This is a genomic window from bacterium (assembly GCA_016716565.1).
Classification (GTDB): domain Bacteria; phylum Bacteroidota; class Ignavibacteria; order Ignavibacteriales; family Ignavibacteriaceae; genus IGN2.
Genome location: JADJWC010000001.1, coordinates 944,890 through 965,434, shown reverse-complemented (window position 1 = coordinate 965,434; position 20,545 = coordinate 944,890). Strand labels below are relative to the sequence as shown.

Below are 20,545 nucleotides of genomic sequence, written 5' to 3'. Positions count from 1 at the left end.
CAGATCAGAGTTTATTAACTTTATATAATTTTGTATTTGTATATACTATGCCAATATTCTCAAGATTAAACTTTTCACCCCACTTAAGAATCTTCTGATCTTCAGCATTGAGTTGTTCTTTAGAAGGCATAATGAAAAAGAATATCATATGCGAAGGGAACTTTTCAATGTTTAGTACTTCCCTAGAGCTTATTACAGCAGCACCTGCAAACTGGCTAATCCTGAATGATCTGACAGTCAATTCATTATCTATGAATACAGGTACATTTCCCTTGGATTGTTCAAACTTGATATTTGTAAAAAGTGATTGAAGTTCCTGGGTAGGCATATTGTAAGCATTTTTTCATAGCTGTAAATACCCCATTCTTTATACGCTATGTAAATATGAATTAATGCGCTTACTATTATCAGAGTTAGCAAAGCAATTCTAATAAATCTCCAGAATATTTTATTGAGATATTCTGTTTTAACGAACAAAAGCAGAATAATAATAACTAAGACAGATAAATAGACTGAGCTCAGATAACGCGGATCACCAATGTGTGTCCATCCGGGTCGTGGTATTTCGTGGTAATGAAGTGTAAAATAAAGTAAAAAAGAAATTGTTAATGCTGATATAACAATGAATGGTATGAACAACCATAAATTCTCATTGAATGTCCTTTGATCGTGCGTTCGTAGCTTCAGGAACAAAATGATAATAAAGAATAATATTATCAATGAACCTGAATGAAAAACTATAGTGAAGAGAGTTACAGAATTATTCGCAAACAAATAATCAAAAAAATAAGAAGTCTTGAAAAATGCATTCAGGAAAAATGGATCTGTTAGTAGCAGATGTTCGGGAAAGAATCCTGCTTCCCAGATATGAGGGTTGTCCATATAATTAATATAACCGGTATTAATGTAATTATATATTAAAACACCCGATGTGATGAACAAACTGATTACGAATGAGTATATTCCCGAAAGTAAAGAACCTTTTTCTTTCTTTAAATAGTAAATAATAAATAGTGTAATGGCAGGGAAAAATGCTACCAGGAAATAGCTGTAATGAGTCCAGAATAGTAAAGAGGCAAAGAAAGAAGCCAAGAAAAGAATTGATTTTTTTGAATCATTACTTAATAAATATGCAAAAGTAAAATATATGGAAGCAGATAACAGCAGTAAGGTAAAGACGAGAATAGTATTGATATTGTTTATAATTGATGCAGAAATAATCAGGAGTGCAATGAAATAAAAGTAAGCTTCCTCCAAAATAAAATTTTTAAACAGATTAAAAATTTTCTTCCAGATAAATATTAATAATATCAATGCTGCAACTTGTATGATAAAGCTTGAAAACAGGGTATTTGAGGTAATAAAGGTCACTAATGCGAGAAAAAAAGGATATACTGGCGGTGATTGAATATTTGTAGTATAATATATCTCGTTCACACTATTCAAATACTTAAGAGAAAATCCTTCTCCTCCCATAAAATTCTGAGCCATGGCCATTTGGAGTAAGTGATCAGAACTTAAGTCCGGCTGTGCGAAAAAGTAAAAAATCCTGATTACCAATAATGAAAAAATTAAAAGCCAGAAAAGTCGTGTCTTTTTCACTGTTTAAGCTCCGGCAGGGATGTTTCAATAATTTTTAATTTTGTTAAAGGATAATTATTCATTATCAGATAAAAACTTATATTAACTATAAGAAAAAGTAAAGCAATGAAAATTGAGAAAACTATGGAAACATAACTGGCAAATAAATAAACCAAACAAATCAGAATTAAGTTTATAACCATTAATCGCTTAAACGACAACAGTGCAAAAAAAGATTTGTAAGAAAGTTTAAGTAATCTGAAAAAACCATATTTACTTTCACCCAGTTCCCTCTCAGGAGCTTCGTATTGGATATAGCTGGTTTTAATACCCTCATTTTTTCTAAAATTTGTTCTAAATATATGCCACCAGTTTTTGTGCAGCAGAAACTTTTCCTTTGTTGATCTGTCTATTAAACGGAACATTACGTTTTGTTTAAAGAAATTTGCACCAACGATCAGGAAGTAAAAAAGATTGTATGAATAGCTCATAATAGTTCTGTAAAATTTCCTGCGTTTATAGACAATCCGATGCCCCTGCACCAATTTATTGCCTTCAAAGTAGGATCTAATCATCTTCATTGCTATTTCAACCGGATGACCTCCGTCGACATCCATTGTTATAACCGCATCTGCTTTGGAAATAGTCAGTCCATAAGTGAGTGCTGCGTACTGCCCAAATTTATTTTCAAAAGAGATGTAGTTCACATTCTCATCATTTTCTGATAGTTTCCGCAGGAGTGCTACTGTACCATCAGTACTTCCATCCTCTAAAAAGATGATATTGATTTTAACATTTTCCGGTTTATGTTCTTTCATTTTAGAAATGAATTCAGGAATACTTTTTTCTTCATTCCTTACTGCAACTAAAATATCAACCAGCTTCATTCAATCCTGCTGATTTTGCTTCCTCTGTAACACGGCTGATACCTTTTAAGGAGAAACCTTCATAGTATATAGAAAAAAATCCTAATATAACACTAATAACAATCACCGGTATCTGGTAGTAAAAAGAAAATGCAACTGCCTGGGTTTTATCCATACCAAGAATTCCGAAAGCAAGAACACAAGCGAACTGGTGCACTCCGACGTTTCCGGGTGTTGAGGGCAAAATAAATGAAACTCCCAGAAAAATAAGACTCAGCATCGAGGCATCCCAGCTAAGCGCACCGTTCAATCTTTCAATAATAATGAATCCCGCAAAAACATATAAAAACCAGATTAAAGAAGTCGTTATGGTTAAATACGCAAGATCCTTTACATTCAGATAATTTCTTATATAAAAGAAAACCGATCGGATTTTTTGCCTAATCGTATTTATCACTTTGAATTTATTTAAGTTTTCTAACTTCGAATCAAGATATTCACTCTTTTTAAGCATCAGTAAAAGTGTTGCCGTCAGAATAATTAAGACACTTATGAATATATATCCTCCTCTTAAAATATTTTCGGGTATATCATATCTTAAAACCGCTATAGCAAATAAAAATGATAAGCCTATGAGATCAAATATTCTTTCTATTATTGCAGATGTTAATACCTGTGTTTTGCTGTAATCTCTCTTTTTCGCAAGAAGGTAAGATTTAATAATATCACCAAGACGGGCAGGAAGAAAATTATTTGCAAAATAACCTATGTTAGTAAAATTAAAAGTGGTCAGAAAGTTATTCCCAGGTATGATATCGACCAGTTTGTTCCACCGGAGTGAGATAATTATCCTTAAAATTAAATTGACGAATAAAACGTAGAAAAGTATGTCAATATTTTCGAAACTGAAATAATATAAAAATTTATCCAGGTCAATATCTTTTACTGCAAGATAGAGCAGAGCAAAAGAAACAATTGCCCCTAAATAATATTTATACTTATTAAAGAATTTTTTCAATTATTTTACTTTCAAAGAAATAGAATATATCAGCATAAAAATCCGGATATATTCTTCGATGTATTTAATTATCATAAACCTTGCGCGCAGGTGAAATTTATATTGAAACCTCTGAAATCAGGAAATCAATCTATGGCAATTAGCAGGCCAATTTAATTTTGAAAACGAATAAAATAACCAATATTTAATCAAATGGAATATATTAAATATTATAATTATGTATAGAAATGAAACGTAATTCATTTATTGACACACGGGCACTTTATATCCTGCTTATTGTGAAATTTCTATGAAATGTAAACAATCCTCATTCATCAAATTTCTTTTTCTATGAGAAAGCTCTCTTAAATAAACTAATCATTCTAAAGACAGCAAATTATGCCAAAATCAAAAATATTTAGTAATCATTTAATGAAATAACCAGCTATCTTAGAAAGTTGTGCTGAAATCTGATAGTTTCAGTAGAGAATTGTTGTAGACTCCATGATTCCAATAGGATGGTAAGTTATTAACAAAAAATTTTCTTTTACGAACATTCAATGATTAGAAATTCTTAAGCTACTTGGAAGATTGACCAATCTCGATTCCAATTCGAAAGCATTTGATAGGTCCCCTCTAACGCAATCAGAATACATCTTTAAATTTGTCATTAACCTCCATGCAGGTCTGCTTTGAACATTATTTGAGTTGGAATTCACTAAAAATTTGTTTCTAAGTTCATTATCTTTAAATAAAATTGAGTTGAGCCAATAATTTGCCCTTGAAAATTTATTCTCTGAAATAAAATCAACATCTTTATCCTTAAAAAACTCCTGATAAAGTAAAGCAGTTGAGCGCTTATTGTTGATAATAAATTCGATATTTTCCATTTGTGAAACTCCGATAGCAGCATTAATATTAGGCATCCGAAAATTATAAGCAACTTCATCATGAATAAACTCGTATGGGTGAGGTATTTTTGCAGTCGTTGTTATGTGCCGTGCTTTGCTGGCAAACTGTTCATCATCCGTTATAATCATTCCTCCACCGCCAGTTGTAATTGTTTTATTTCCGTTATAACTCAGAATCCCTGCAAGTCCAAATGTTCCAGTACTCTTTTCTTTATATGTACTGCCCAATGACTCGGCAGCATCTTCAATGACCGGAATATTATATTTATTTGCTACTTCAATTATTTCATCTATTCTGCAGGGATGCCCGAATGTGTGAACAGGAACGATTGCAGAGATTGAATGACCAGTTGATTGATTGACCCGTCTCCACTTCGTTTCGCCGAGGCTAGTTGTTTTAACGTGTTTTGTTTTTTTTAAGATCCAGTCGTTTAGTTTTTCGGGAGACATTCCCAAAGTATCTTTATCAACATCTACAAAAACAGGTTTTGCACCACAATGGGAAATGGCGTTTGCTGTGGCTACAAATGTCAAAGGTTGTGTTATTACCTCTTCATCAGAACTTACGCCAGCCAATTTCAAAGCTATTTGCAGTGCAACTGTACCATTAACTACAGCCACTGCATGTTTTGCTCCTGTATATTTTGCAGTCAATTCCTCAAACTGGTTAACATATTTTCCTACATAGGAAACATAGGTGGTATCAATACAATCTGCCAGGTATTCTTTTTCCCTGCCAAAAAATACAGGTGCGTGAAGAGGAACAGGATCCTGATCAGGGTATAATTTTTTAATAAATTGTAGAATATCTTCAAACATTATCAAGAATTTTTTTTAACGAAGTTGTTATTATCTTTACTTGTTCTTGATTTAAACTTGAATACATCGGAAGCGTTATTAAATTTTCAGAGACATAATCAGTATTTGGTAAATCAACGTAATAGTTTTGATAAATGGAAAACCGGTGTACCGCCGGATAGTGAACGCTGGTTTGAATACCCGCTTCTGCCAATTTGATTCTTACTTCATCTCTTTTTTCGCTTGTAGAATTTTTCAAAACGATCGGAAAAATATAATTAGAAGAGAAATTTTTATGTTGTATAAATGGAATTATCAGTTCCTGATTATTGCTTAATTCTTTAATATACATTGCGCGTATCTCAGCCCTTTTATCCAGATCTTTGTTTAATTTATCCAGCTGAACTATACCAATTGAAGCTCTTATATCATCCATACGGTAATTGTAACCGAGATCAATTACATCATAGCTTGTAGAGTGTCCTTTTGACCTTTCATAAGATAAAGAAGTCATACCATGTGAACGAAGTAGTTTAACTCTTTCGAAAAGTTCGGTGTTATTGGAAACAAGCATTCCACCTTCGCCAGTGCTAATGTTTTTATTGGAGAAGAAACTAAAACAACCAACGTCTCCAATAGTGCCGAGTTTTTTCCCGTTATACTCAGATAGGGGACCGTGGCAAGAATCTTCAATAACTTTAAGATTGTATTTTTTTGCTATATCAACTATAGCTTCCATATCACATGCAAATCCGCCATAATGCATGACTACAATTGCTTTTGTCTTATCTGTTATTTTTCTTACTATTTCTTCAGGATCGATAGTTAAGTCATCATAATTTTTAATATCTGCAAAAACCGGTTTAGCATTTAAATATCTTAATGAATTTACTGTTGCAACAAAAGTAAGCGATGGACAAATAACTTCATCACCATCTTTTATTCCCAGCACTTTTATTGCAAGGTGAAGGGCAACTGTACAGTTTGATAAAGCAACAGCTTGCTTTACGTTTAGCATTGATGCAAATTTACTTTCAAACTCGGCTGTTTTCGGACCGGTAGAGATCCATTTAGATCGCATTGTATCTAAGACAGCTTTTTCTTCAGCCTCATCAAAATTCAAATCGAAAAGAGGAATTTTATAATCCATTTTGACTAAACATTATATATATGGTGTTTGTACATTGTTAAATTGATTTTAATCCAATTAATAGTTTCTATCAAACCGTTCTTTAAATCATACTCTGGTTTCCATCCTGTATATTTCATTACCTTTGTATTATCACATCTCAATCTTTCAACCTCACTGTTTTCGGGTCTTACTCTCTGCTTATCTTCCTGAACTGATATTTTTACATTAAGCAATTCAGCAATTGTTTTAGCAAGTTTTTTTATAGTAATTTCTTCATTCATTCCAATATTTATAACGTTGCCAATTAAATCCTCACATTTAAATATTTTAAGAAACCCATTCACAGTATCTTTTACAAATGTCAAGTCTCTCGTAGGACTAGTGTTCCCCAGTTGAAGTTCAGTTTTACCGTTTAACAATTGTGCTATTATAGTTGGAATAACTGCACGAGCTGACTGTCTTGGTCCGTAAGTATTAAAAGGTCTTACAATTTTAACAGGAAGTCCGAACGATTTATGGTAACTTAAAGCAATTTGGTCAGATGAAATTTTAGAAGCCGAGTATGGTGATTGCCCGACCAGGGGATGATCTTCATCAATCGGAACTCTTTGCGCCGTTCCGTAAGTCTCGCTGGTTGAAGTTATTATTATATTCTCAAGATTTCTTTCTTTTGCTGTCTGCAAAATATTATATGTACCTTCGATATTGGTTTTTATATAAGCAAGAGGGGATACATATGAATATGGGATACCGATCAGAGCTGCAAGATGAAATATTGCTTGACAATCCTCTGCAGCTTTACTAACAGAATCATAATCACGAATATCTCCGGTTATAACTTCAATATCATTTTTTACCGGAGAATATTCCAGCCATCCCCAGTTATTTTTTGAATTATACCGGACGAAAGCTTTTACTTCATAGCCTTCCTCAGTTAATTTCTCAACCAGATGGGAACCAATAAATCCCCCGGCACCTGTTACTAATATCTTCTTCATCGTTAAACTTTTCTCCTGAATTTTATATTACGGAAATATTGCCTTTTATATTCACTCTTTAAAAAGATTTCTTGGCAATTCCTTTCTCCCCTAATATACCATCCCATAAACCTGAATAATAAAATTTAAGGAATAATAACCCACCCTTCTTTTTTAGTGCCCATTGTATTGTGAAGGGGAAATTGAATATCTCAAATATTAGAGATAATAAAAAGTTAAAATACAAATGAAATTTTCTAAAGTATAAATACCGGTTCCGCATAATGTAATAGTACATTAAATTATTTCCACTTTTATTCTTTTTGTCAAAAATATGAAAATGTCTGATGATAGCGTCACGCATACACAGTGTTTTATAACCCGTTTTTTTAATCCTATATGCTAAATCCAGTTCATCGTTATACATAAAATAATCCTCCTCAAACAGACCTGTTTTCATTAAAAGACTACTTCTTATCATCATTGCTCCACCAATTACATAATCAACATAAATTTCAACTGGTATTTCATCAGATAGCTTCCGGTTTGCATAAGGAGCATTTTTTTTCTGAGTCCTGAAATTAGACCTAACTCCATAATTCTGTATCCTATTCCCTTCCTCATAACCAAGCAACACTATCGGGCCGATCACTCCAATTTTTTCGTCTGATACTATTCGTTCAATCAAAATTTTGATACACATTCTATCAAGCTGCATATCCGGATTTAAAATGAATACAAAATCACACTTATCATCCATTGCCTTTCTAATTCCTATATTATTCCCGCCCGCATATCCATTATTAACTTTTGTAGTAATGACACAAATTTGCAATTTGCCGTAATAGTTTGAAATTAAATCTAAAGTTCCATCACTGGAATTATTATCAACAACATAAACAGTAAAATTCTTATACTGTTGAATTATTAATGATTCAAATAAGCGAGGAATATCCTTTTGACTATTAAAAGTAACTATTATTATTCCAACTCTCATAGAAAATTGGTCAATGTATTTTAATGTAAATGTTTAATTTTATAAACATTTATGTAAATATTGAAAAAATGAAAGCACTTCAAACAAAATAAGTACGCTTCGATTATTGCAAGACCTAGGCCTCAAAATTAAGTTTATTAAAATCTATTTTCCTCTTAAGATCAATTCGCAACTCTATTTCGCTGGCTGATTTGAGATACTTTATTGAGTTCCAGTACTTGCCTAAAATAAGTTTAGTTGTCACAAATAATTGGTTACCTGTAGAAAGTCCAAATCTCGGTATTACTAAAGGATCGTCATTTACGGTAAAATTTTTAGCTTCCATAGAAAAAGCTAATCTGCAATTCATATTTCTAAGTATTTCTATTTCTCTTGTTGAGTAGTCTAGTATTATTGTTCCATTTGGATAGGCAAAATAGTTAATTTCGTGTTGAAGCACATTTTCAAGTTCTTTAAAAGAACTTATTATTTCCTTTTTACTGACATCCTCATTTTCATTTGCTAAAATAGGATGATTCATTGTATGTGCACCGATGGTGACTAATCCTTCTTTATCAATTTCCCGAAGCTGATCAATTGACATATTATACTTTTCGTCGGATGTAATTCCATAAATTGATTTATATTTGTTTATAATTGTCCATATTTGACCGATACTCATGTTTTTCAAAATCACATTAACCGGATAAATTTTTAATATATTTATGTCAAGATTATAAAAATCACAAATAATTTTTTTAACTCTATCAGAGTCAAATGATCTTATCTCCTGAAACCAAAAATTTGAATGCTTAGAACAAATTTCAGCTGATACAAAGAGCGTTGCAGGTACATTAATTTTTTTTAATACAGGATAAATAATATGATAAAAAGTTTTATCACCATCGTCAATAGTTACATGACATGCATTATTTAATGTTTTTTTGTTATAATAAAAATCTTCGATATCTTTTGTTTTAACTAATCTAAACCTGCTTTTCAAGATATTTAAGGTTTTCTCAAACCAGAGAATATTTCTGACATCATGAAAATTTATTATTTTATTCATGCTACTACCATCATTAACTTCCTTGACAATAATCATTACCGGAATATTCACATATAACAAATATGGAGTCTTTTTGATACAAAATACTTTCCCAATAGAAAATAAATTAGGTAAACACTATTTAGGTATAATTAAAACCTTTCCAGAATTCAACTTTTCCTCTGATAACACTTCTGAAATAATTTTTAACTCGTCATGGGTAATGGTTTTATTCGGTTATCTCTTAGAAGACAATATTATTTTTTTTTGAAAACTGATTGTTTATCTGAAAGGAACTAACTCTGATCAAAAATAAACCATTATATTTAACTGGTTAGCCAACCAAGCTTACAATTTCAATCAAAAAATTAATGTGATCCTCGCCTTGAATTAATATTTCGAAGTGAAGCTTTTTCGAACAAATTAATATAATAATCAGCCATTTTTTCGATGGTATGATTTTCACGTACAAAAGAAAAGGCATTTCTACCCAATCGTTCTCTCAAATCCTTGTCTAAGTAAAGTGTTTCAATTGCTTTTACTAATTCGCCTAAATACCGCTCAATTAAAATGCCGTTATTTTCATTAATGAACATCCTCGTATCACCAACATCTGTTGCGATAATTGCATTTCCACAGCCCATTGCCTCAAGTACACTTTGAGAAGGATAGTTATTTGTGGTTTGAATTGAGACGAAAACCGATGTATCTGCCAGTATTTCAGTTGGTGAGGAGTGAAATCCATGAAAAATGATATTTTCTAGCTGTTGATTGGAAATTTGTGATTGGAGATTAGCAGAAAGCCTTCCCTCTCCCATAATATGAAATATTATATCCGGATATTTCTCTGATAATATAATTGCTGCCTCAAGAAATATATCTGGATTTTTATCTTTCTCCAACCTTCCGGCAAACGCAACCTGGAAAATTCTTTTATCACCGATTTTACACTTTGAATAATCTGTAAAAGAGCAAGGTGTAATTGATATTGATTCATCTTTTACCTTTATACCCCTACCCCTTATACCATCCAGTATAAATGGGCTCAGAAAATCAATATAATCACTGTTTTCAAGGGCATAATTGAAAGTACTATATTTTTTGTACCAGTATTTCTTTTTTTTGGGAAGGATGTCTCTAAACCAGCTATCCATTTCACAAAATATAATTCCTAATTCTCGTTTCTTATTCATCAGATAAAAATATAGTGGTATTATTCCGTTATAAATACCAAGAAAACATTTAATATTTTTTTCTTTTCTTATGTGTTCGATCATTCTAAAATAATCTTTTTGAATTCTATAACTTTTAAGAAATCTGTACAACTTTTTAAGTAAACCAGGCTGGTCTAATCTATATTCTTTAACAGTCGATTTACCTTCGGACTGCAAGACTTTTTTGCCGGTCTTTGATCCTATTGGAATTAAATTATTAGTTGGGTAATCAGGAAATATTTCAAGAATTCTAGAATACAAATCCCAGGTAATTATGAAGTAATATTTGTTTGGGTGATTATCTGCTAAGTACGCAAACAATTGAGCAAATCTTCTCTCTGCTCCTCCAAAAACTCCACTAGTTAACAATATAATAGCATGATTGTTCTTTTTGCTTAATAACACAGTTGATCTTGATTATATTTATTATTGTGAAATTATGTGAATTTTTGTAATAAATAAAAGTATAAACTATTTTTTATAGTTATTAGTTAATTCTATTAAATAAATGTTTCGATATAAAGCCAATCCTATCCCCATTAAAACAGCAGAGTTGGTCATCCCCGAATAAGTGAAATCATTACTCAGATTCCATAATTTATATGTGAATATAGTTGCAATTGATAATAAAAAATAAATAGAAAAAATTATTGACAGCGGACTTTGGAAAAAATCAATCAAAGTTAATCTTAGAAGTTTTATCATTTTAAAAAATAATTTTAACATCATAAAGTATAAAGGTATCATCAAAACTGCACCTGAAATTCCATAACCAAAAAATAAGAAATATATGGGTACTTCACCGGCTGCATCTCTCGCAACACTAAATTCTTCACCCCTCGCTGAAGTTGCACGTCCATCTTTCCAGTATAAATAAGTATAACCGGTTCCTAATAATAAATTATTCTCAATATATTTCTTTACCAGCTCATAATCCTTGTTGCCCGTTACCCTTTGATCGCTCTTTCCCCTTGAATCCTTGCCGGTGGTCATTAGCAAAAAGATATCTTTGCCAACATCAGTTATATAGCTTGCATATTTGGGAAAAGTAAAGTTCATAACCAGAATAATAAGCAGAGCGGGAAAAATTATTTTTAATAATGATGACAGTTTCCCCATTCTTAACAAATATGAAATTATTAAAACTATAATTAATATCATTCCTACAATATCTATTTGTGTCCGTTTAGTGAGAGTCAATAAAAGTATGATCAGCATTATTCCACCGCTATAATACAACCAGTTTCTGTATTTTAATTTCAGCTTAATTTTTTTGGACATAATGAGAACTATCAAGGATAGGGGAAATAGCAAATCGAAAAGTCCATAACTTAGCATTGATATTCTCATCGTTTCTTCCCCGGTGTATCTTGCTGATTGGTCTATTGGAATTAATTTTGCGCCAGTAAGAAGTGAAATAATAAATAATGTCAAGCAAATAGTACCGATTAACAGTGTGGCGGTGTAAAAGTGATATAGATCTCTTAATGAGAAAGCATAGACAAGGATTATAATCATTAAACTATATAAAACTGTTCTGTTCTTCATTAAAAAGGTTTGATAATCTAAATCATTATGAATGTAGGGAGCAACGCCACCATAAACTATGAAGTAATATAAAGCAAATAGAAAAAGAAATAATAAATACTTTCTGAAGATCGGATCTTGAAAAACAGATTTCCAGTTTATATCTGCATTAAATGAACAAATTATCATCCCAGCAAGATAAACATCTGAAGCATGTAATGGTCCCAGCAGTGTGCCGCCTAAAAATCCATAAACATATCCACCCGGATCGAAGAATAGATTTAAGAATATCCAGAACCACATATCCGGCTTATTGCGAATTATTATTAAAAACGCGGATATTAAAGTTAATGCAATTATACCTGTGATGAGTAATTTCAACATTATTATTTAGTTATATCTTTTGTTATAACTCAAAATTGACCTTCCTCATCAGGTCCAAGACGACAAAGCATTTTTGTCATCGAAAGAAACTGATCAGTATAAACTCTATATTGATAATTAAATATTTCGCAGATTCCGCACATAGTTATACTAATTCCGCAACAGTATTACCTTCAGCTGGTATTATTTTGTAGCCAAAATTAATTAAAAAATTTTGACAGTTTTTCTTTATGTCCTCACTAAAATGTGAATTCTCATAAATAATTATAGTAGGTTTAATTTGCTCAAAAGGAATGGTTTTAATAATTTCAAAGTCATAACCTTCAGCATCAATCACTAGTAAATCGATTTTATTCACTCGATATTTATCAATAATATTTTTGAGAGTTTGGACTTTAACTTTCTCTTCGCTTATCCATTCTGCCTTATCAGAAGGCAAATCAATTGATTCTGCATTTGCCATTTTTTCGATATATCCGGCATCAATCAGTTTTTGAACGTCATTCTTAATAAATGAAGAAATCCCGGATGCCCATGGTGAATCAGTGAAACCAATTTTGTACAAGTTTCTCTCCCCTTCAGTAGAATCGATTGCTACATTTTCAAAAAAAAGGTTGTTTCTCTTTTTATAATTATTTAACAAGCGCTTAAAGATCACCTTTTGTGGCTCGATTAAAATACCATTCCAATTGTCACGTCTAATGAACTTATATATTTTGTCTCCCCAGTTTCCATCGTTAGCGCCAACTTGTATGAAGAATATTTTTCCTTTCTTGCTTCTGCTTAAATCATCAAGAAAAATAGAAATTTTATCAAGTGGCTTGTATATAAAATTATAATATAATCTGAATAAGATATCATACTTATAAACTATTTTTCTAAACATTTCTTTCATTATGATTAACAATAGTATTTATTTATTAATTCTTGAAAATCGACTGCTGTATTTTTACTAATTTTTTCCCACGAATAGTGTTTAACAGCAATTTCTCTTAAATTACTAAACACTACTTCCTTGTCGATAACTTTTAAAATAGCATCTTTCATCTGCTCAGTTTCTGAAACTGCAAAACCAACAGATTCTCTATCCGCCTCCGGAAAGTTTTCCAAACTTCCGCCAATTACTGGTGTATTGCATAGTAAAGATTCAACAGGAAGTAATCCTATACCTCCGAAGACATGTTCTTTGGAATACTTTGCGAGGATATATACTTCTGCAGCGGATAAATATTTATGAACATCAGTGTGTAAAATTCTTCCATAAACCATTGCACCTGCCTCTTTTGCATAATTAATCAATGGATCGCCTTCATTCGTACCTACTATCAGTAATTCAATATCTTTTCTATTTTTTTTTAATTCTTTAAAGATATCAATTAAAATATCAGGGCTTTTTGTATAATTAAGTTTTCCCACATAAAGAATATATTTTTTATTTGGATCAAGGTTTAAAAGATTTTTTGCATCATTTTTATCTAAAGGATAGAATCTTTCAGGCATTACTCCAAGTGTCTGTTTTTTTATTAAAGCTCCAGTTTCAGGAAGGAATGCCCTCAACCTATCATCAAGTATATAAAGCAAGTCTATATTCTTAAAAAATGCTTTCTGGAGTGGAATATTTAATAAATAAAAAAGTTTTTTAATCCCGCTCGAAATTTTAGATTTATAAATCGCAGATGATTCTCCATTATTTTGCACAACTACCGGATATTTTTTTAATCTTAAGAAAACATTTAAAAATAATAAATGTCGGATGCTGGTTATATGAATAATAGTTGGTTGTTTTTTTGAGAGTTCTTCTCTTAGTTGTCGTAACATATATCTGGAGAAATCCCCAAAGTATTTAATGTAAATAGCAGGAAATATTTTAAATTCAACTCCGGAAATTTCTCTTGAATAAATTTGCTCAGCTTTATAATCTGTTTTCCAGCATTCTACTGTCACTTGAGAATTAAATTCTTTGAATTTTCGAGCACTTATTCCGCCCCAACCGATAGTAAAATAATTATCACCGTCTTTTATGCTAGAAGGAATAGTCGGAGAATGCCCAGCAATTCTATCAATGTAAATTACTTTATACATAATAATAATTTATTAATAAATCCTGTAACCCATAACGTTTATTTTTTAAAATCACAAGTATGATTCAATAACTAAAAATAATGCTTCATCCTTTTATTTTTTGCATTAAATTATTGTACAAATTTGTAATTAAACCATAATCAACCATCTTAAAAATAAAAGGTAATGTTAACACCAAAATCAAAGCTGCCGTTTTAACCAGGTAAGATATATTCACTCCGCTTTTCAACTCATAGAATGGAAAAAATATTGCGATAGATAGGCATATTAAAAAGTAAATCGCTGGCTTAAAGAAATTTCTTTTTATGTAAAATACTTTTTGTGACCAGTAATATGATATCAGAAAGTAAACAACATTAGACATTATTGTTGTAATTGCTGCTCCTACAAAACCGAAGTTAGGCACAAAATAAAAATTAAGTCCAAAATTAGTCCCTGCAGCACTTAACAGTATCCAGAAATATGGTTTACTCTGTTCTTTTAGCGTCATACCGTTTCCAGTAATTTCACTACTCATAAATAAGATGTGGCTGAATAGTAAAAAAGGAATGGCCAAAATACTCCCAACATAATCTGGCGTAGTTATAAATTTTACTAAATCATAGCTGAAAACAGAAATGAATGCAGCAACAGATATTGCAATTGCAAGATATCTGTACCAAATCTTTGTTAGAAAAGCTTTGGTTTTAGGTTTCTCCTCTTCCTTTTCTTCACTATACATAGACATAAATATTACAATTGAACTCATTGATATAGCCATATTTATTAAAGTAATAGGCTGTGAAAAAGTTCCTCCTATGGAGAATAAGCCAATCTGATCCAATGTGGAATAATGAAGTATGAAAAAACGATCGGATACACTATTTACCCAGGATAAAATTCCTGTAAAAATTAAAGGGAAACCGAATTTGAGCATTTTTTTTGCCCACATCCAACTGAATTGTTTGATATATTTTTTACGTGCATAATACAAGTAACCAACGATTAAAGTAATAAGAACACTAATAAATGTTGATGAAACAGCACCAAGAACACCGAATTTAAAAACTACAACCAGCAGAACACCTGCAAGCGGGTTTATTATTGCACGGAGTAATAAGATAACAGTAAATTTCCAAACTTCACGATAATAGCGAAATAGTAGATTCTGTAAACTGGCGGTATTCGATAACGGAATCGTCATTAGAGCAATAGCAATAACCCAACTATAACCTGAACTATCAAATAATATTTGAGAAATGTTACTGCTAAAGGGCAGTAAGAACAATACAGGCAGCCAGTTTGCAACATTTTTAATAATTACTGAAGTGTACAATACTTTGCCTTTTTCTATATCCGTATCTGCAATAAAAAAGTACCTGCCAGTTGCACCCTCTAACCCAAATCCAAAAATTACGGAAATGAAGAAGCTTAGTGTAGCTAATGTATCAAGTATACCGTATTCCGACGGACTTAATGCCCGTGTATAAAATGGTAATAGTATAACGCCAATGAATTTTTGAAGGACAGAACCAAGACCATAGATAAGAGTATCTTTTCCCAGAGTTCTGATATTAGACATTAGTTTTTTATTTCCCCGATTTTATCTGGATACCTTCTCTCGATCTCACTCAAATATATTACTAGGGTTGTTAGTCTGTTATATTTTCTCCCAAGGCTGTTTATGTTTTCTTGAATTTCCTTAAGATTAAAAATAGATTTTAATTTTTCAAGCTTATTATAATATTTTAAAAATGTAGAATAAATTTCATTATCAGTCTTTCCATTTTCAGTTATCTTACTATTAATTTTTTCATATAAGTTTACTATTAACGGAATATAATAATTTGCTGTATGATAAATTTTAGCTTTTATTCCTAATTGACTTTTATTTTTTTTCTCATAGTTAATTATACTCTTTTCAGAATTAAGATTAATTTCTTTATTATATATGGCGACATTTAGTAATTTGCAATCAATTTGATTCATAAAATCGATGAAAAATTTATATCCTGTCCATTTGAGAGGCACCTCTTCAAAAATTAGCTTGATAAAATCTTTCGACCACATTGGATGAACTGTCCAATTAAATATTCTAGTCCTCTCCTCACCGGCATGTCCCACGTGGTGAAGGTAATATTCATAGTAAAATTTTCTTAATTGCTCATCAGTATTTCCGCTGTATTTACTTATAAAATAATCTCTTATTTCAGCTAAAATAGTTGTAGAAGAATTAAGAGTTTCTATGATTTTCTCTATTTTTAATGTTGAATACAATCCATTTTCTATACCATAAAAAATGGATTTAAAATACCTTCTTTGAGGATGCCTAATAAACTCACCTCCGAATCCTCCGAAATGTGCGATTTTATCTTTACGCTTGGTATATTTTAGCAGTGAAACCGCATCATTATAACAAATAGAAGTTGTTATATAATCAACTAATCCGTCAGTTTTATATACCAAATCCGTAATGCTATGCTCATCCAACATATTATCAAATTTCAATTTAATGTAGGTACCTGGTTTGCCAAGTTCATTAAATATTTTGTTTGCTTCCAAACTTTCGTCTTGGATATATTCATAAGTAAAGTATTTGATTTTTTTGTCAAATTTTGATAATGCGCCTATTAATGCCCGGCTATCAAATCCACCACTTAAATCAGAAATTATTTCATAACCATTCTCACGTAGTTTAGTAACCCTGTTTTTTGTATCATTTAAAAATTGCTTTGATAATTTATCTAATATGACTTCTCTATTAATCCTAACACTTTTTCTGTTATAAGAAATTTTATAAGTATTTATCAATCTATAATTGTTGAGTTTGTTAAAATCTTCTATGATAATTGCCTGGGAAGGTTCCAGTCTGTGAATATTTTTAAAATAAGTTTTATCTCCAAGGGTAAATCCAAACATTAAAAATTCAGCGATGCCGGTAAGGTCAAGTTCTATTTTTGGCATGAACTCCAGGTGTGTTTTAATACTTCTGCTAATAATAAGATTATTATTTGCGTTTGAGTAATAAAGTGGAAGTCTTCCCAAGTAGTTATTGAATACTAAGTATCTGCTCGATTTTTTATCATAAATCTGTATGATAAATTCACCATCGCAAAAACATGTGAACTCTTTGATTTCATCAATATAATTATCATCGTTAATAAATTTATTAGCAATTAGCTCGCATTTTAATTTTATTTCTTCATTACTTAAGTTATAAACCATACCTTCAACAGTTATTGCCCACATATCATCAGTAAAAACTGTATACGGATATCCGTAGTAATGGGTGATGAACATTGAAACGCTATCAGATGCTTCTATCTGATTAACTTGAAACCAGGACTCAAGTTTTAAAAAATTTAACTGGTTTATTTCAATCTGTAAATTTTTACCTATTAATGTGTGTGTCCCGATCATTAATTTAACTCTAAAATATCTTTATAATATTCTCTGGTTGCCAATACATTTGTGAATAGTTGGAACTGTACTCAGAAATTTGTTTTATAATATTAATAATAATTTTTACGGTTTGAAGGTTTAATAAAAGGAGGAACAATTTTGTTCTAGTGTTTATGATATTCTGGTCTTTTTTTTCATTAAGGCAAATGTTAAAAATCATATTCAGAATACTTATAATTTTGTTTTCTGATGATTTTCTTTTTAATCTTAATTAATAATCGAAATAATTTATTTTCAAGTTTATAGATAAATTTCGGGAACTGAGGTGAATAATCCTCATACCTCCTTGGGGGTGCACTCATAATTTCCTCAAATTCTTCTCGAGTCAATCCCAACTTTTTGGGTATAGATTAGATGCTCTTGAAGTTCTTTTTCATTATAAGGCGGTTCTTCAATCTCCTTTAATGCTTCTTCGCGTTTGATTTGTCCGGATAAAATTAATGAAGACAAATGAGCACGTCTTTTATCAAAACCGAATTTAGTCGGAAGTATGTATGCCTGAAAAAATTTAGTATATATTGATTCATGATGTTTACCGCCGTAATCCCTCCAGCCGAGTTCTTCGATAAGGAATTTCTTTGCCTGCTCTTTATCATAATTTATGTAGTTTAATAATTCAAAAATTCTCAAATCTTTAATTCTGTTCCAGTATATCCTCTTATAAACAGAATAGTGAGGAAAGTCTTTTAATTTTTTTGTGCCAAAAAGATTGTTTACTTTTTTAATGTAAGCCCAATCCATATGACCCTGGGACCATGTTCTTGGTAAGATAGACTCAGAACTAAAATTAACACCCCAGATAAGAGGTAAATCCTCTTTTGCAGCAATAGATTTCATTAAAGCAACTATTGCGTGATCGGATGGTATTTCAGAGTCAGGTGTAGAAGCTTTTAAAAAAGCGACCTGCAAAGAACGAAATTCCTCCCAATCAAGAACATGAGTATAAAGTTCAATTTCAAGTTTTTTTAAAACATTATGAATATTTGAAACTGCAAGCTCTGCATCCCAACCATTATCAAGATGCACAGCTAAAGGCCTTAAACCAAGTTCCTTTACTTTGTAAGCCACAAATGTGCTGTCAACACCGCCGCTAACACCTATAATACAATCGTATTTTTTGCCTTGTCCTTTTTTCTTGCAGAAATCGATTAGAGCCTGGAGTTGTCTTGGTTTCTCTTCCTCCTTAATCGTAAATATTTTTTTTCTATCCTCATAACTTCTGCAATGATTACAGACACCGTCTTTATCAAAAACTATATCCGGGTCAGAGATATCCATAACACAATTTTTACAGATTTGATATTCCATTTAAATTAAGGTATGATTGTAAAAAAGTATCGCATTCGCACTATAAGGAATCAAACATACTAATCCACGGCTGGAAATTTTGACTAAAAGCTGTAAGCTTTTTTGCCTTAACTGGATTCATAAATAAACGATTTTTAATTTGTTCAAAACTGTTTAAAACAAGAGTCACCGTCTCACCAAGCTGTTTAAAATCAGTCTCATAAAAAAAGATGTTTTCCAATCTAAGTAGCGAATAAGGCAACCACACTGCACTAATAAGTATATTATCTGCGTACAATGCTTCACGGACAGAAGTATTAAAGCCATCACTCTTATTCATCTGAATCATTATATCAGAATTTACTCTCAATTTTGCCACTTCATCTAAAGATAAATATTCTTTGAATATAGTATAACTTATTTTTGCTCGCTCAAGTCCCGATACCACTTCCTGCATATACTCTTTTGTGTAATTTCCATACGTCATTGGAACCAATAAGTGAATTTTATCTTTTAATGTTGACTCTATTTTTTCTAATTCTCCTAAGATCAGAAGATGATTACAGACCATATTGCCGCAGTAACCAACTGTAATTTTGATTTTATTATCCGGGATATTATACTTTTTAAGGAAATTCAAGTCGGGTTTTTCTTTTTTATAATTATCCATTAAATCAAAAATTTCATCTTCAATTCCTAACGCAGTATGAACAATTTTATTTTTCAATTCAGATCCAAATTTGGACAAGACAACTTTTTCCATTTCATAATTTAAAACAGCAATTTTATCTGCTTTGTTAACAGCACCTAATTGTTCATAATAGTTTTTAAGCCCACTTGTTTGATAAAGATCAGATCCCCAAAAAGACAGGATTATTTTCTTATCCCGATAAACATGTTTAATAAATGAAAGAGTACCTAAGTTAAGTGAGTGAAAGTTTATTATATCATAATTATTTAAGATAGATGAAAATATTTCCCGGGAATGCATATAGTTCAAACTGTTTTTTATTTCCTTAATAATTCTGTAATTACCTTCAAGATAATTAATAAAAATTGCTTTAATCAAATTTTGAAAAAATTCTCTTTTAACTAAATATTTTGTAGCCTGAATAAGTTTTATTTGCATACCTGATACTTTTGAGTAGTCTAACACACTTGTGTATGATTCAGTTATGCTGGGACTATTTCTTGGAACGGCTCTTAACTCCAGCAAGTCCACTCTATATCCAATATCTTTAAGTTTCCTTGCCAGTGGATTTAGAAAATCTGTAACCTCTGCTCCAATTAATAATATTTTCTTCATTTAATTTTTTTCCCCGTC

At 31.1% G+C, this 20,545-nt stretch carries 16 protein-coding genes and 1 pseudogene; all 17 read right to left on the bottom strand.

The window, feature by feature from the left end:
- Nucleotides 1-4 precede the first annotated feature (4 nt).
- The 17 genes and pseudogenes from IPM14_04125 to IPM14_04045 all read right to left on the bottom strand — a co-directional run bounded on the left by IPM14_04125 (nt 5) and on the right by IPM14_04045 (nt 20,527).
- Nucleotides 5-241, bottom strand: coding sequence for a hypothetical protein (locus tag IPM14_04125; GenBank protein MBK9097306.1), 237 nt, complete (start codon nt 239-241; stop codon nt 5-7).
- An 8-nt stretch (nt 242-249) separates the two neighbouring features.
- The gene (locus IPM14_04120) at nt 250-1,602 is read right to left on the bottom strand and encodes a hypothetical protein (protein ID MBK9097305.1); all 1,353 of its coding nucleotides are present in this window, start codon (nt 1,600-1,602) and stop codon (nt 250-252) included.
- Nucleotides 1,599-2,468: a glycosyltransferase family 2 protein gene (locus tag IPM14_04115; GenBank protein ID MBK9097304.1), complete on the bottom strand. Its 870-nt coding sequence runs from the start codon at nt 2,466-2,468 to the stop codon at nt 1,599-1,601. Before IPM14_04115 ends, IPM14_04120 begins: the two co-directional genes overlap by 4 nt.
- On the bottom strand, nt 2,455-3,465 hold the full coding sequence (locus IPM14_04110) for a flippase-like domain-containing protein (GenBank protein ID MBK9097303.1): 1,011 nt from the start codon (nt 3,463-3,465) through the stop codon (nt 2,455-2,457). Before IPM14_04110 ends, IPM14_04115 begins: the two co-directional genes overlap by 14 nt.
- 536 nt (nt 3,466-4,001) lie before the next feature.
- Nucleotides 4,002-5,174, bottom strand: coding sequence for a LegC family aminotransferase (locus tag IPM14_04105; protein MBK9097302.1), 1,173 nt, complete (start codon nt 5,172-5,174; stop codon nt 4,002-4,004).
- A complete protein-coding gene (locus tag IPM14_04100) occupies nt 5,167-6,303 on the bottom strand; it encodes a DegT/DnrJ/EryC1/StrS family aminotransferase (GenBank protein ID MBK9097301.1) in 1,137 nt (378 codons plus the stop codon). Before IPM14_04100 ends, IPM14_04105 begins: the two co-directional genes overlap by 8 nt.
- 5 nt (nt 6,304-6,308) lie before the next feature.
- Complete coding sequence (locus IPM14_04095; protein ID MBK9097300.1) at nt 6,309-7,283, bottom strand: SDR family NAD(P)-dependent oxidoreductase; 975 nt, start codon at nt 7,281-7,283, stop codon at nt 6,309-6,311.
- A 58-nt stretch (nt 7,284-7,341) separates the two neighbouring features.
- Nucleotides 7,342-8,259 (bottom strand): glycosyltransferase family 2 protein, encoded by a 918-nt coding sequence (locus IPM14_04090; protein ID MBK9097299.1) that lies wholly within the window; start codon nt 8,257-8,259, stop codon nt 7,342-7,344.
- A gap of 115 nt (nt 8,260-8,374) precedes the next feature.
- Nucleotides 8,375-9,307 (bottom strand): polysaccharide deacetylase family protein, encoded by a 933-nt coding sequence (locus tag IPM14_04085; protein MBK9097298.1) that lies wholly within the window; start codon nt 9,305-9,307, stop codon nt 8,375-8,377.
- A 347-nt stretch (nt 9,308-9,654) separates the two neighbouring features.
- Nucleotides 9,655-10,479: a glycosyltransferase gene (locus IPM14_04080; protein MBK9097297.1), complete on the bottom strand. Its 825-nt coding sequence runs from the start codon at nt 10,477-10,479 to the stop codon at nt 9,655-9,657.
- 492 nt (nt 10,480-10,971) lie between these two features.
- Nucleotides 10,972-12,411 carry a hypothetical protein gene (locus IPM14_04075; protein MBK9097296.1) on the bottom strand — a complete coding sequence of 480 codons (1,440 nt, stop codon included), beginning with the start codon at nt 12,409-12,411 and terminating at the stop codon, nt 10,972-10,974.
- Nucleotides 12,412-12,556: 145 nt separating this feature from the next.
- Nucleotides 12,557-13,306, bottom strand: a complete 750-nt coding sequence (locus IPM14_04070; GenBank protein ID MBK9097295.1) for an FkbM family methyltransferase — start codon at nt 13,304-13,306, stop codon at nt 12,557-12,559.
- 5 nt (nt 13,307-13,311) lie between these two features.
- Complete coding sequence (locus IPM14_04065) at nt 13,312-14,493, bottom strand: glycosyltransferase family 4 protein (GenBank protein ID MBK9097294.1); 1,182 nt, start codon at nt 14,491-14,493, stop codon at nt 13,312-13,314.
- Between the two features lie 85 nt (nt 14,494-14,578).
- Nucleotides 14,579-16,054 carry an oligosaccharide flippase family protein gene (locus IPM14_04060; GenBank protein ID MBK9097293.1) on the bottom strand — a complete coding sequence of 492 codons (1,476 nt, stop codon included), beginning with the start codon at nt 16,052-16,054 and terminating at the stop codon, nt 14,579-14,581.
- Complete coding sequence (locus IPM14_04055) at nt 16,054-17,892, bottom strand: hypothetical protein (GenBank protein MBK9097292.1); 1,839 nt, start codon at nt 17,890-17,892, stop codon at nt 16,054-16,056. Before IPM14_04055 ends, IPM14_04060 begins: the two co-directional genes overlap by 1 nt.
- 191 nt (nt 17,893-18,083) lie before the next feature.
- Nucleotides 18,084-19,242: pseudogene (locus tag IPM14_04050) on the bottom strand (N-acetyl sugar amidotransferase).
- 40 nt (nt 19,243-19,282) lie between these two features.
- The gene (locus IPM14_04045) at nt 19,283-20,527 is read right to left on the bottom strand and encodes a glycosyltransferase (protein ID MBK9097291.1); all 1,245 of its coding nucleotides are present in this window, start codon (nt 20,525-20,527) and stop codon (nt 19,283-19,285) included.
- Nucleotides 20,528-20,545 lie beyond the last annotated feature (18 nt).

What these genes read in the sequence shown, in the direction of transcription:
- IPM14_04115 (MBK9097304.1), bottom strand. Translation starts at nt 2,468, where the DNA reads ATGAAGCTGGTTGATATTTTAGTTGCAGTAAGGAATGAAGAAAAAAGT.
- IPM14_04105 (MBK9097302.1), bottom strand. Translation starts at nt 5,174, where the DNA reads ATGTTTGAAGATATTCTACAATTTATTAAAAAATTATACCCTGATCAG.
- IPM14_04100 (MBK9097301.1), bottom strand. Translation starts at nt 6,303, where the DNA reads ATGGATTATAAAATTCCTCTTTTCGATTTGAATTTTGATGAGGCTGAA.
- IPM14_04095 (MBK9097300.1), bottom strand. Translation starts at nt 7,283, where the DNA reads ATGAAGAAGATATTAGTAACAGGTGCCGGGGGATTTATTGGTTCCCAT.
- IPM14_04090 (MBK9097299.1), bottom strand. Translation starts at nt 8,259, where the DNA reads ATGAGAGTTGGAATAATAATAGTTACTTTTAATAGTCAAAAGGATATT.
- IPM14_04085 (MBK9097298.1), bottom strand. Translation starts at nt 9,307, where the DNA reads ATGAATAAAATAATAAATTTTCATGATGTCAGAAATATTCTCTGGTTT.
- IPM14_04080 (MBK9097297.1), bottom strand. Translation starts at nt 10,479, where the DNA reads ATGAATAAGAAACGAGAATTAGGAATTATATTTTGTGAAATGGATAGC.
- IPM14_04075 (MBK9097296.1), bottom strand. Translation starts at nt 12,411, where the DNA reads ATGTTGAAATTACTCATCACAGGTATAATTGCATTAACTTTAATATCC.
- IPM14_04070 (MBK9097295.1), bottom strand. Translation starts at nt 13,306, where the DNA reads ATGAAAGAAATGTTTAGAAAAATAGTTTATAAGTATGATATCTTATTC.
- IPM14_04065 (MBK9097294.1), bottom strand. Translation starts at nt 14,493, where the DNA reads ATGTATAAAGTAATTTACATTGATAGAATTGCTGGGCATTCTCCGACT.
- IPM14_04060 (MBK9097293.1), bottom strand. Translation starts at nt 16,054, where the DNA reads ATGTCTAATATCAGAACTCTGGGAAAAGATACTCTTATCTATGGTCTT.
- IPM14_04055 (MBK9097292.1), bottom strand. Translation starts at nt 17,892, where the DNA reads ATGATCGGGACACACACATTAATAGGTAAAAATTTACAGATTGAAATA.
- IPM14_04045 (MBK9097291.1), bottom strand. Translation starts at nt 20,527, where the DNA reads ATGAAGAAAATATTATTAATTGGAGCAGAGGTTACAGATTTTCTAAAT.